This is a genomic window from Flavobacterium sp. Arc3 (genome assembly GCF_041431375.1).
In the GTDB taxonomy this organism is placed as follows: Bacteria; Bacteroidota; Bacteroidia; order Flavobacteriales; family Flavobacteriaceae; genus Flavobacterium.
Map to the genome: position 1 here is coordinate 223,154 of NZ_JASMRI010000003.1, position 12,764 is coordinate 235,917.

The 12,764-nt window shown below is 33.4% G+C and carries 15 protein-coding genes; 3 read left to right on the forward strand and 12 right to left on the reverse strand.

Annotation, left to right across the window (positions count from 1 at the left end; translation table 11 throughout):
* Window positions 1–72: 72 nt before the first annotated feature.
* The 3 genes from QO200_RS03585 to QO200_RS03595 form a co-directional block, all read right to left on the reverse strand.
* Window positions 73–762: an RluA family pseudouridine synthase gene (locus QO200_RS03585; protein ID WP_371536449.1), complete on the reverse strand. Its 690-nt coding sequence runs from the start codon at window positions 760–762 to the stop codon at window positions 73–75.
* Window positions 763–858: 96 nt separating this feature from the next.
* The gene (gene panB, locus QO200_RS03590; RefSeq protein WP_371536452.1) at window positions 859–1,677 is read right to left on the reverse strand and encodes a 3-methyl-2-oxobutanoate hydroxymethyltransferase; all 819 of its coding nucleotides are present in this window, start codon (window positions 1,675–1,677) and stop codon (window positions 859–861) included.
* Window positions 1,678–1,892: 215 nt separating this feature from the next.
* A complete protein-coding gene (locus QO200_RS03595; RefSeq protein WP_371536454.1) occupies window positions 1,893–2,936 on the reverse strand; it encodes a glycosyltransferase family 9 protein in 1,044 nt (347 codons plus the stop codon).
* Between the two features lie 242 nt (window positions 2,937–3,178).
* Between QO200_RS03595 and QO200_RS03600 the strand changes: the two genes are divergently transcribed.
* Window positions 3,179–3,553, forward strand: coding sequence for a hypothetical protein (locus QO200_RS03600; protein WP_371536457.1), 375 nt, complete (start codon window positions 3,179–3,181; stop codon window positions 3,551–3,553).
* Window positions 3,554–3,575: 22 nt separating this feature from the next.
* On the opposite strand, the gene QO200_RS03605 is transcribed toward QO200_RS03600, so the two are convergent.
* The 6 genes from QO200_RS03605 to QO200_RS03630 form a co-directional block, all read right to left on the reverse strand.
* Window positions 3,576–4,004: a cytochrome c oxidase assembly factor Coa1 family protein gene (locus tag QO200_RS03605; protein ID WP_371536460.1), complete on the reverse strand. Its 429-nt coding sequence runs from the start codon at window positions 4,002–4,004 to the stop codon at window positions 3,576–3,578.
* Window positions 4,005–4,271: 267 nt separating this feature from the next.
* Window positions 4,272–5,342 carry an ACR3 family arsenite efflux transporter gene (arsB, locus tag QO200_RS03610; RefSeq protein ID WP_371536463.1) on the reverse strand — a complete coding sequence of 357 codons (1,071 nt, stop codon included), beginning with the start codon at window positions 5,340–5,342 and terminating at the stop codon, window positions 4,272–4,274.
* A gap of 1 nt (window position 5,343) precedes the next feature.
* On the reverse strand, window positions 5,344–5,976 hold the full coding sequence (locus QO200_RS03615) for a low molecular weight phosphatase family protein (RefSeq protein ID WP_371536464.1): 633 nt from the start codon (window positions 5,974–5,976) through the stop codon (window positions 5,344–5,346).
* A gap of 18 nt (window positions 5,977–5,994) precedes the next feature.
* Window positions 5,995–6,465: a DUF6428 family protein gene (locus QO200_RS03620; protein WP_371536466.1), complete on the reverse strand. Its 471-nt coding sequence runs from the start codon at window positions 6,463–6,465 to the stop codon at window positions 5,995–5,997.
* An 18-nt stretch (window positions 6,466–6,483) separates the two neighbouring features.
* Window positions 6,484–6,816: an ArsR/SmtB family transcription factor gene (locus QO200_RS03625; protein ID WP_371536468.1), complete on the reverse strand. Its 333-nt coding sequence runs from the start codon at window positions 6,814–6,816 to the stop codon at window positions 6,484–6,486.
* Window positions 6,817–6,966: 150 nt separating this feature from the next.
* Complete coding sequence (locus QO200_RS03630; RefSeq protein ID WP_371536471.1) at window positions 6,967–7,227, reverse strand: heavy-metal-associated domain-containing protein; 261 nt, start codon at window positions 7,225–7,227, stop codon at window positions 6,967–6,969.
* Window positions 7,228–7,560: 333 nt separating this feature from the next.
* Here QO200_RS03630 and QO200_RS03635 point away from each other — a divergent pair, with 333 nt between their 5' ends.
* Complete coding sequence (locus QO200_RS03635) at window positions 7,561–7,875, forward strand: hypothetical protein (RefSeq protein WP_371536474.1); 315 nt, start codon at window positions 7,561–7,563, stop codon at window positions 7,873–7,875.
* 92 nt (window positions 7,876–7,967) lie between these two features.
* Here QO200_RS03635 and QO200_RS03640 read toward each other — a convergent pair whose 3' ends face one another.
* Complete coding sequence (locus QO200_RS03640) at window positions 7,968–9,071, reverse strand: DUF3667 domain-containing protein (protein ID WP_371536477.1); 1,104 nt, start codon at window positions 9,069–9,071, stop codon at window positions 7,968–7,970.
* A 349-nt stretch (window positions 9,072–9,420) separates the two neighbouring features.
* Here QO200_RS03640 and QO200_RS03645 point away from each other — a divergent pair, with 349 nt between their 5' ends.
* The gene (locus QO200_RS03645; protein ID WP_371536497.1) at window positions 9,421–9,585 is read left to right on the forward strand and encodes a DNA polymerase ligase N-terminal domain-containing protein; all 165 of its coding nucleotides are present in this window, start codon (window positions 9,421–9,423) and stop codon (window positions 9,583–9,585) included.
* A gap of 572 nt (window positions 9,586–10,157) precedes the next feature.
* Here the strand turns inward: QO200_RS03645 and QO200_RS03650 are convergent.
* Window positions 10,158–11,360 carry an ammonium transporter gene (locus tag QO200_RS03650; protein ID WP_371536480.1) on the reverse strand — a complete coding sequence of 401 codons (1,203 nt, stop codon included), beginning with the start codon at window positions 11,358–11,360 and terminating at the stop codon, window positions 10,158–10,160.
* Window positions 11,361–11,395: 35 nt separating this feature from the next.
* A complete protein-coding gene (locus tag QO200_RS03655; RefSeq protein WP_371536482.1) occupies window positions 11,396–11,734 on the reverse strand; it encodes a P-II family nitrogen regulator in 339 nt (112 codons plus the stop codon).
* Window positions 11,735–12,764 lie beyond the last annotated feature (1,030 nt).

Sequence of the window (12,764 nt, forward strand, 5' to 3'; positions counted from 1 at the left end):
ATAAATAGGGGTAATTAATTTATATGCAAGTTAATTCTTAAATTTTAATAATGATTTTTTAATCAACTAAAATTATAGTGCATTCCAGATTACTTCATTAGGCACTGGGGCAATGATTGATAATGTTTCTTTAGATACCGGATGTACAAAGACTAATTTTCTAGCATGCAAATGGATGCCACCGTCAGGATTGCTTCGATCAAAACCGTACTTTAAATCTCCTTTTATAGGAGAGCCTATAGCAGAAAGTTGTGCCCTAATTTGATGGTGTCTTCCCGTATGAAGGTTAATTTCCAGCGCAAAGTAATTGTTTAATTCCTTAAAAACGGTATAGTCCAAGCTGGCTAACTTGCTGTCTGGAACTTCTTTTATATGCGCTTTTGAAGTATTGTTTTTTTCATTTCTTTTGATGAAATGGATTAACTTGTCTTGAGAGTTGGCAGGTTTATTTTTTACAATGGCCCAATAGGTTTTTTGCGTTTCCCTGTTTTTAAATAACTCATTCAAGCGAGGTAGTGCTTTACTGGTCCTGGCAAAAACTACAATTCCAGTTGTGGGTCTGTCTAAACGGTGCACCACACCAAGAAAAACTTCACCTGGTTTGTTGTATTTTTCTTTGAGATATTCTTTTACGACCTCAGATAAAGGTTTGTCTCCTGTTTTATCGCCTTGTACAATATCGCCTACTCGTTTATTAACCACAATAATATGGTTGTCTTCATGTAAGACTTGGAGATTGTTTTTGTTTGAAATTATTTTCAAAATGAATTTTATAATTTAGGTATTGTAAGAAAAGTATAATCGACTTTAAATATCAACTCCTTAAACTTAATAGTTTAAGGAGTTGATATTCTGTTTTTAATACTGTTCTTTTTCATTAGGGAAGTCACTCGATTTTACATCAGCAACATATTGACCAATAGCGGTCGTCATTCCTTCGTATAGATTCATGTATCTTCTTAAGAAACGCGGACTAAATTCATTATTCATCCCTAACATATCGTGAATTACAAGCACTTGTCCGTCAACGCCACCACCGGCACCAATTCCTATTACTGGAATCGAAATACTTTTGGCAACTTTTTCAGCTAAATGTGCTGGAATTTTTTCTAAAACTAAAGCAAAACAGCCTAGTCTTTCTAATAATTGAGCATCCTCAACTAATTTGTCTGCTTCTTCTTCTTCCTTTGCGCGAACGGTATAGGTTCCGAATTTATAGATTGATTGTGGTGTTAAACCCAAATGTCCCATTACTGGAATACCTGCATTTAATATTTTTTTAATAGATTCTTTAATTTCTTTTCCACCTTCCAGTTTTACTGCATGCCCACCACTTTCTTTCATAATTCTAATTGATGAACGCAAGGCTTCCTTTGGATCTGACTGGTAACTTCCAAAAGGTAAATCTACCACAACTAGGGCTCTTTCTATCGCTCTAACAACAGAAGAGGCATGGTATATCATTTGGTCTAAAGTAATAGGTAAAGTTGTTTCATGTCCAGCCATCACGTTTGAAGCAGAATCACCCACAAGAATCACATCAATACCGGCTGTATCCACAATTTTAGCCATGGTGTAATCATAAGCGGTAAGCATAGAGATTTTTTCTCCATTGGCTTTCATTTCAATCAATGATTTAGTGGTAATTCTTTTATAATCTTTTTTTGCGACAGACATAGTTATGTTTTTATGAATTGTAAAAGTAATAAAACAAATGATTAAGCAACAAAAAAATGGATTCGAGTTTCATCGAATCCATCTTTATAAAGTAACTTTTCAGGGAATTAGTTTTTCAAATCGGGAAATTCCAAATCTAGAGCAAATACTAAATTCGTTTTTTTTAATTCGCGAAGATCGATTCTGCTAGTTTTTGTCAATTTTAAAAATCAAGACTATCTTAAAATTTTGTCTAATACTGTAATATAGTTATCAATATTTTCAGTGTTGGTATTTATGGCCACACTGTTTTTATTGTAAGGGGCGTACATGTTGATATTATCACGGGAAAAAAGTCCGACTGTAGTCGCTTTTGATGCGCTGGCCAAATGCATAATTCCACTATCGGCACCAATAAACACTTCTGTATTTGCTATTAGAGCTCCTATTTCACGAACGTCTTTACTGTAAAATGTAGGTGCTTTAAAGCCTATTTGAGAAACATTTTCAACGGGTAGTACTTCAATGATATTGTAGTCTGAATATTCCGCTTTTAAACGATCGTAGAAAGGTGCCCACCATGACTCAGAGTAGCATTTATCTGCAGTTGCAAAAGTAAAGATGCAAATGGTCTTTTTGTTGTTTTGTACAATACTTTGCAGTGTTTTTTTTGCTTCAGCAAGTTCAGAATCGCTTAGCTTTAAGTCTAAATTAGGGATAGGACTGTTGTTTTCTTTAAATCCAAGCTTGGTTAGATAATGTCTGAAGTTGTAAACGGGATATTTTGCAATGTGTTTATAATGATTATGCTTTAATTGAATATCGTCAACATCATCGCCAAAAAATTTGTACTTTGAACTCACAAATTGAGCAGATAATCTTCCTGATGAAGAGTTTTCTACTACATTAATAACAATGTCGTAACTGTACTTTTTTAACGATAACCATCCTTTAACGTATTTAGTAAGATCCTTAAAAGGTTTTCTAGGCAGTTGAATTATTCGATTTATATTTGTGTAATTTTTAAATATAATGGGAGCTAATCCACCATTCACAAATAAATCTATTTCGCAATCAGGAAAGGTTGTAATGACTTCCTGTAATAGGGGAGTAATTAACAACTGATTTCCTAATCTTGGGTTTGGTCTACTAATTAAAATTTTTTTAAATTTCACTTTGGTCAAATCGACATTTTTATCAAATTGTGAACTCCCAACGTTTTTAGTAAGGCTACGCATTAATTTTCGTCTCAATACGTTAATGTCTTTTTTTAAACTCATGATTTATTTAAAATTTATTTTAATCTGTACTTTAATGCAAATTCCAGTTGTTTTACAATTTTCTTAACTGTTGTAAAACAGTTTTCAAAGAAACGATTTTTTTTTAAATCCTAAAGAAGTAAACCGACTCTTTAAGCAAAAAAGAAGAGTGCTCTGTTGCTGCTTGGTTTTTTAATGGCATGTCTTTTGTATTACTGCAGCGGATTGTATTAGAATAGTACAATTGAAAAAAAATCAAAAAAATGAAGTATTTTATCCTGCTGTTGCTGCTGTCTAGTTCTGTGTATTCTCAAGAACAGGTTTTTAATGTGCAGCGCTATTGTGTTGACGAGTTCCCTTTTAAGATAGGGGAATGTGACATTTCAGGAAACGAATATTCCTTTGTGTTCGTCGACAGAAAAAAGGATGATGTGGTATTCTTTTTTACCAATATGAAATTGAAATATAAAATCATCAAGGCTGTGGTCTATTCTCAAGATCCAAATTATACGCTTTATTCCTTAGAAAATGCAGAAGGTCATGTAGAGATGAAAATTAACAAACAGAACACTAAGATGGAATTCCTATATCCCAACAATCACATCTATTTAACGGTGGGTAAATCAACAAAGCTGTAATTGCTTTTTTAACCCGATAAAATTAGTTTATAATCGCAATTTCTTCTTTGGGTTGTTTTATTCGAACAGTTATTTTTTTGTACTCCCATTCTGTTCCATTTTCATAAGCAGAAATATCCATTTTACCATTTGCCTTGCTGCCTTTAACTCTAATTGTTATTGTTACAGCGGTATTATCATTTGTATATTTTGTATCTCCTTCTAGAATGACTAACTTATCAATAGGTTCGATTGCTCCAAGGACTTCTTTTACTCTTAGGTTTGCATTACCTTTTTGAATAGCTTTATTATAAAGTGAATTGTCAGAATAAGCTTGAGCAAAATCAGTCACAGTACCGTTAATAGTTCTTGTTACAAGCAGGGCGGTGGCAATTGTAATAATACAAGTTGGTAAAAACCATTTCCAATTTGTTTTCCACCACCTTGTTGTAGTAATTAATTCGTTATCCATTATTACTGAATTTGTTTTATTTGAGTAAACAGGTTCTGTTGTGCTAATTTAACGGTTTTTTTATATTGAAGATTTGGGGCTTGAATAAGTTGAAGCGTCATGTTCATACAAAATACCCTAGCCCCGGTAGAAGCGGCATCCTTTATAACTGCCCTTTTCGGCAGGTGTAAAGATATAGCGTATAACGGGAAATAGCTCTTAAAAAAGAAACCACCCTCTTATTTTGCGATAAAAGGATGGTCTTTATATTTTAGGATAATTTAATTATTATGCAGTTGTAGGATAGTATTTTTTTCTAAACCAAAAAGCAACATTCACTAAGGCTATCAATGCGGGGACTTCGACTAACGGGCCTATGACACCGGCAAAAGCTTGTCCGCTATTAATTCCAAAGACACCTATGGCAACTGCGATTGCTAATTCGAAATTGTTTCCTGTTGCTGTAAATGCAATAGCAGTACTTTTAGAATAGTCGGCACCAAAGTATTTACCAACCATGAAGCTCAAAACAAACATCAAAGTGAAGTATATAACTAGTGGAATGGCGATTCGAACCACATCCATCGGTATCTGAACAATCAATTCTCCTTTTAAGCTAAACATAATCACAATCGTGAATAATAAAGCGATAAGGGTAATTGGGGAGATAAAAGGCACGTATTTATTCTGGAACCAGTCTTCGCCTTTTAAATAGATTAAAGCATATCGACTGATGATTCCTAGTGCAAATGGAATTCCTAAATAAATACCAACGCTTTCTGCAATTTGGCCAATACTGATGTTGACCTCAAAACCGGTATAGCCAAAGTAGGGTGGAAGTACCGTAATAAAAATATAAGCATAAACACTATAAAGCAATACTTGAAAAATACTGTTTAAGGCAATTAATCCCGCTGCATATTCTCTGTCTCCGTCAGCAAGGTCGTTCCAAACTACAACCATTGCTATGCAGCGAGCAAGTCCTATAAGGATAACGCCAATCATGTATTCAGGATAGCCATTCAGGAAAATGAGCGCTAGGGCAAACATTAAGATTGGGCCTAGGACCCAATTCAAGAATAAGGAAGCACCTAATACTTTTGTGTTTTTAAATACTTCTCCCATTTGTTCGTATTTTACTTTTGCCAATGGTGGATACATCATCAGGATAAGTCCAATTGCCAAGGGAATATTAGTGGTTCCGCTGGAAAACGAATTGATAAAGTCTCCACTGGAAGGGAAAAAATTCCCAATGGCAACTCCTATTGCCATGGCAAGGAATATCCATAGGGTTAAATAACTATCGAGAAAGCCAAGTTTTTTTCTGTTCACTGCAGGAGCGCAATTAGTTGCAGACATATTATTTTTTTATTTGTGAGAATACGTAGAAAAGTTCCGTTGCGATTTGGATGCTCCTTTCTTTGTATTTTTCTTCTTGTTGAGGTGTGTTGTCAAATGCCTTTGGGTCTTCAAAAGTAATTGGGATTCGTTTCTCAGCACCAGCAATAAACGGGCAGCCACCATCTGCTTGTGAGCAGGTCAGTATCGCCGCAAAGGCGGATTGCGGGTTAAAACTGTCGTCATAAGTTTTAGAAAACCCAATAATAGGATGTTCATTCTCACTATACTTGATACTGTAAACGGGGTTTTTACCTTCAGAAAGGGGTTTCACCTGGAATCCTGCTTGTTCTAATGTTTTGGCTGCCATAGGGAATACTGCCGTAGCTTCTGTCCCGCCTGAATAGCAAAATACATTTTTCACATTGAAATGTGCTGCAGCTGTTTGCGCCCAAACTTGCGATAAATGACTTCTCCTTGAATTGTGTGTACAAATAAAGTTAAGTCGGACTTCTTTTTCCTTACTCACTTTCTCTTGGATAAAGTCAATAAGAGGTAATAGTACCGTTTTACGTTCGGGAGAAATAGTTTCGAATTTAAAAAAACGAATTTCATTTTCTATCGAAGTGAATAGGCTGGTCTTTAATTGAGACATATAAAAAGCAGGTTTTAATTAACAACAACCTCCTCCTGGAGTACAACTGTTCGTTTGAGTTGGTATTTCAGAGAGTTTTGTTTTTTGTTTTTCCTGCGGAATTCCGCATGCGTCCTCTGCTAGGCAGGCAGTTTTTTTGTTCAATAATGTAAAATCCTTTCCGTTGAATCCTAAGTCGTATTTACCAATAGTTTCTGCTTGATACTCGACCTCTATTTCATAGTCTTCAATTCCTAAAACTTTTTCAGATAGTGTAATGATATCCAATAGTTTCTTTGGTTTTAAACGGTGCTCAAAATCGTTAGCATCCCACAACTGGAAGTTCACCACGGTTTCGTTTCTTACTTTTCCACCACAGTCAATGAAATTTTTGGTGATCAAACCTACTTCAGTGACGTGAAAATGTTCTGGAACATAAGTGCCGTTTGGCAATTGAAAAGTAACATTTTCTAAAGTGCTTAGCTGTTTTTTAATTTCTGATAACTTCATTTTTTTATAATTTAAAAATTAACAACATTGATTTTTTTTGCTTTCTAAATACGTGTTTACTTGCTGGAAAAAACCGCGTATTTTAGAGAAGCCTTCTTCGTCTAGGCAATAGCAAATAGCATTTCCTTCAAAACTTCCTTTGATGAGTCCGGCGTTTTTTAATTCCTTTAAGTGTTGCGATACGGTGGGTTGTGCCAGAGGCAATTCATTTACGATGTCTCCGCAAACACAGCTATTTACTTTTATCAGATGCTGAATGATGGCAATGCGAGCGGGATGGCCAATTGCTTTAGCTAAGATAGCTAGCTCATTTTGCTCTTCTGTAAAATGTTCTGTTTTAGTAATTCCCATCGTTATATATTTATATTGCAATATTACGATAAGTAATAGTGACAAGCAAATTTAGAGTAATTATTTTTTTACACAAAAAGAGTACTTGGAGGTGCTTTTTTTGTGTTGAAACAGTCAGGTTTTGGTCCTGTTTTAATTGATTACTGAGTACTATAACTCAAACGTGGCTTTTGGAATGGCATGGAACCCTACAGATTTTACTTTATTTTCGATATCCGTTAATGAAACTATTTGTTTAGTATGTACCGTAAATTCTCTTGGGAAAATTTCAATATTAACGATTACATCATTAATTCCCTCCAATTCTAATAGGCTATTTTTAATTTCTATTAAATCTTTTTCTTCCATAGCATTTGTTCCAAAAATTTTACCGTGATTTCCTGGGATAATATTTTGTGATAGTAAACTCATGTTTTTTGTTGTTTTAAGATTAGTATAATAAAAGCACGTGAAAACGAACTTTTTTGGCTGTTTAAAATTAGTGATTTATTAGGTATAAACTATAAAAATAAGTCTGCTATTTTTAATTGTGCATGACTGTGAAAATTGGAGTAGTTTGTAACTATTCAATTAGCAACAAATAGACTTTAAGTGTAGCAGGTTAATTATCCGTTACTATTTAAAGAAAAATAGAACAGCTGTTTTATTAAAAAATGATTAACTTAGTATATTAAATAATAATAAGTTTAAACCTTAATAAAGATGGAAAATAAAGATAATAAACCAAGCTCTAAATCTCTAAAAATGGAAGAAACAGATCAAGAAAAAAATCTTGAATCTTTAAACTATCCGCCAAGTGAAGATATCTATAATAAGGGACATAAAGAGGGTGATATAAATCCTGCTGATATCACCAAAAAGAAAATACCAGTTGAAATAAATAACGAAAGAGAATTAAACGAGAAAAGTTTTGAGGAAGATATGTCAGGTAGTGATTTAGATGTTCCTGGTTCAGAGTTAGACGATGCACAAGAAAAGATAGGAAGTGAGGACGAAGAAAATAACTATTACAGCATTGGTGGTGATAATCATAATGATTTAGATGAAGACAATGGATAATTAATTAAAAGTCAAAATAGCTTGTGGAACCTTAGTCCTTAATATTGACTTATTACATTGACACACATAAAACTAAACGTCAGTTGCTGATACTAATGAATATTATTGTAGGTGTACAATGCAAAAAGTACTAATAGAAAAGTGATCACAACTAAATTAATAATGATAATCACACTGCTTTTGACTAAGGAGACTACAAATTTGTCTCCGTAAAAACGACGGTGCGCTGGAAAGAAATAGTAGATCATCCAAAATATCCCTAGCGACTTTAAACTAAAGTGAGCCCATTCCATAACTTGGTTTTTTTCAAATAAAGGAAAGATTTTATCGGTATAAAATAGGGTTAGTACTAGTAAGAGTAAAAACGAAAAATAATGCAAGGTAAAGATACCACTATCATAATAATACCATTTTTTCTTGTCATGAAAAAGCCATAAAAAAAAGGCGAAAACTGGCATATACATAAACAACAAAGTTGGTAAATTATGTACAAATGAATCAGTGAACTTTTCAATAATTTGTTCGTTTGTATTTTCTTCTTTTACGGTCAGCCACTTTTTAAGAAACCAATATTCTGTATCGCTTACTTGTGCCTTTTTACTACCATGTTTCTGAATAGAATCTAATTCGATGATGGATTTATATCCAAAATCAGCCACTTCTTTTTTAGGAACCGAAGGACTGGGCTGGTTGTGGTTTATTTTATCAATTTTATCTGTTTGCTGTAGTATTTTTTTTATGGTATCATTATTCTGCTGCGATAATATTCCAACTTTTGTTAATCCATCCACACTTTTCTCTTCTATATGTAAAGAGTCAATTGTAGGGATGATTATTTGTTCGTGTTTTATTACAGTTGTGGTTATTTCTTTTTCCGTATTATTAGGAAACAAAGAGATCATTAAAAAAGTCACAAAACTAATAAAAATATAAAGTCTTATGGGATTCAAATAAGACAAACGCTTTCCGGCCATATATGCTTTAGTTAAAGCGGCGGGTTTAAAAAACAAATTAAATATTGTTTTCCAAAACGAATTGTCATAATGTGTTAAGTCTTCAAAAAAATGAATAAAGATATGGTGAAAAGTCTTGCGACTCACGGTGTTTTCCTGTCCGCAATTTGGACAATACCGTTGATCGACAGCATGATTGCAATTGAGGCAGATTTTATCTAGACGTATTTTTTCTTTTGACATGGGCAATTAGTAGGAATCAATTCCAAGTTGTAAAGTTATTAAACTTTTAAAACGTATTTTTATTAATTTCACAAGATTTAACATACTGTTATTTTTTATAAATAGTCTACCTATTCTGTCGCACATTCCTCATGAAAGTGCATTGTTGAAGGTGATGTTTTGGATCTTAAGAGATAATGCAAAAGTAGATTTTTAATCCATAAATATAATATCTTAATTTTTATCAATGTTTTATTCTAAATCGCAAGTGATATGTCTCTAGAAAAAAACACATCGAAAACTTACTTTTAGTTCTAAACTAGAGCCAAGAAGGGGTATTGCAAAGTCAAAAGAGAAGTTGGTCTTTGTGGTGCAAAAACATGATTTATCAATTTTGCATTATGATTTCCGTTTAAAAATGAACGGTGTATTGAAAATTTGGGCTGTAGCCAAAGGATTGTCGATGAATCAGTCTGATAAAAGAGTAGCGATTAGGGTAGGAGATCATGGAGCAAGTCGAAAACCTATGAAGTAGCAAAATTTAGGCATAAATATCAGTTAGTCTAAAAAGAAAAACTCATTGTTTCTCACGCCTCTAATGCGGGGCTAAAAAATCATCCTTACGATTACAATGATTTTGTGGGCGGGATCTCAAAGTAAATTATGGAGTTGGTAAAGTGATAGTATGTGATAGAGGAACGTATTGGCTGACTGGTACTCCTGAGGAAGGCTAGATAGAAAGCATTTTTATACCTGATATTGAAAAAGTGCGCTGTCTATTATTCTGAAAGGACTTAAACTGTAGGCAAATTTACATTAGTAAAACTAAGGAAACATAGGATAATGCCTGGCTTTTAATAAAAAAACGAAGGCTATCCAAGTTATAACAATGTAGTGATACAAGATAATACGGTGTTGTCACATATTATGTTAGAGGATTTTTAAAAAGAGCGGATAGAATAGTAACACATTAATTATTCTGAATCTTAAAAAATAAAGCCTGCAACAAAAAAGTAGTTTGTTGCAGGTTTTATTTTTATTATTTGGCGTTGTATTTTATAGAGTTCGCGCTTTGTACATATGAGTTTTACTTCATTTTTTTAAGGGTTAATCATTATAAACATTTGAGCCATGCTCATGAATATCTAAACCATCAATTTCTTCTTCTTTACTAACTCTTAATCCCATAGTTTTCTTTAGAATAAAAAGAACTATAAAGGAAGCAGCCATTGCCCATGCCGCTATTGAGAACACTCCGATAGCCTGAATACCTAGTTTTTCAAATCCACCACCGTAAAGTAAACCACCATCAGTAGCAAAAACACCTACTAATAAAGTACCTAAGGCGCCGCATACACCGTGTACAGAAATAGCTCCAACTGGATCGTCAATTTTTAGTTTTTTGTCAATAAATTCAATTGAGAATACAACCGTTCCACCACAAATAAGTCCGATAAAGAATGCTCCCATTGGGTTTACAACAGCACAACCAGCGGTAACACCCACAAGTCCAGCCAATACTCCGTTTAGAGTCATAGAGATATCTGGTTTTTTATACACAGCCCAAGTCAAGAACATAGCAGCCAATGCACCAGAAGCTCCTGCAAGATTTGTTGTGATAAAAATAGCAGCTACTTTCAAAGCATTGTCACCAGAAATTGCTAATTGTGACCCTGGATTAAAACCAAACCATCCAAACCATAAAATAAATACCCCTAATGCTCCTATCGTTAGATTGTGTCCAGGTATTGCGTTTACGGTTCCGTCAGCATTATATTTTCCAATTCTAGGTCCTACTAAAGCAGCAGCAACTAATGATGCCCAACCACCAACTGAGTGTACAACAGTTGAACCGGCAAAATCAGTAAAGCCCATTTGTGCTAACCATCCGCCTCCATTCCAAACCCAACTACCAGAAATTGGATAAATAACTAAAGTCATTAATAAGGAGAAGATTAAATAGGTAGTGAATTTTGTTCGTTCAGCAATAGCACCAGAAACGATGGTTGCAGCCGTTGCGGCAAATACAGTTTGAAAAAACAAACTATGCATGTCTGCAGCAGTATCAAAAAACCAACTTGGAGTTCCTATCACAGAATGTATTGATTCTCCATACATTAATGAGTATCCTATTGCCCAGAAAGCGACACTACCAATACAAAAATCCATTAAGTTTTTCATTATTATATTCCCTGTGTTCTTTGATCTGGTAAATCCAGCTTCTACAAGCGTAAAACCTGCTTGCATAAAAAACACTAAAATTCCGCAGATTAACACCCACATTAAGTCTAATACAGCATTCGTATCCATAGTATATTTTTTTATTAGTTAGTTATAGAGGTTGGTTAGTTAAGAGCGTCTGATCCCTTTTCTTTTGTTCTGATTCTATAAGTTTCTTGAATTTCAGAAACAAATATTTTTCCATCGCCAACCATTCCTGATGATGCCGCTTCTAAAATCGCACCAATCGTTTTCTCTAAAAATTGATCTGAAACGACCACGGAAATATATCTTCGTTGAATGTCTGTGGTACTATAGGTTATTCCTCTGTATACATGCCCTTCTTTTTCATTACCCACTCCAGTAACATCCCAATAGGTAAAGAAATTGACTTCGATTTTGTGTAAAGCTTCTTTAACTTCATCAAATTTTGATTTTCGAATAACTGCTTCGATTTTTTTCATTAGATAAATAATTTAGTTAATATTGATTAATTGGTTTTGGTTGTTATTTTGTTCTTGATCCAACGTTTTAAATAGCTTAAATTAATTCGTTGTTGATACTATTTTCAGTCATTGATTTTGACGAATTTATTAACTTTTCTTTAAGAGAAGAAAGATTAATAAATGTTTTTGATCCATATTTGAAAGAATTATCAATTACAAAAAATGGCTTCCTGATTTTAGTTATTCGGTATTTTTAGACTGAAATATCGAAATATTCATAATTGATATTTTTAACAATACCCCCTATTTTTTACGGGGCGTATGTTTTATTTTTATAAAATATACTATTTTAAAGCTTTTTAAAGGACAGTATATTTTTTTAAATGAGTACATTTAGTGAGTAATTTTTTAATTGTAATTTTTAGGAATTGTGACTTCTGGTGTATTTTTAGGTGTGAAGATATCGTGTTGTTTAAATTTTAATGCAAAAAGAAACAGCCTTTAATCCTGATTAGGATAAAGGCTGTTTCTTGATTATGATTTAAAAATAGCAGTACAGGAAGTTACTAAAAGTTGAGAATTGGATTAGTGTATTTTTTCAAGTTCCAGATATTTCATACTCATTTCATCTTCAAGTTTTTCAATTTCATTCCGCCAAAAAACAATTTTATTTGCTATTGAGCTAATTTCGTCCTCGCGTTCGCCATTTGTTCTTAAAAAATGAAATTCTCGGGCATCATTTAATTCGTTTTTGGAATTGTTTAAATTGGAATGTGTGACCGTAAGTAAATTTTTAATGGATGAAAGCCGATTATTGATGGCTAGCTTTCTTTCTTTTCCAATCCTTTCCGATTCTATTTTCTCTTGTTCAGCAATAAAGTTCTTCTGATCTTCAATTTCTTTTTCCTGTATTTTATACTGATGGTTGTTGTATTCAGTTTGGTTGTTTCTCTCCTCTAATTTTAAAGTTCTACTGGATCAAGTCGAAAACCTGTGGAGCGATAAAAATTAGGCATAAATATTAGTTAGCCTAAAAAGAAAGAATTCC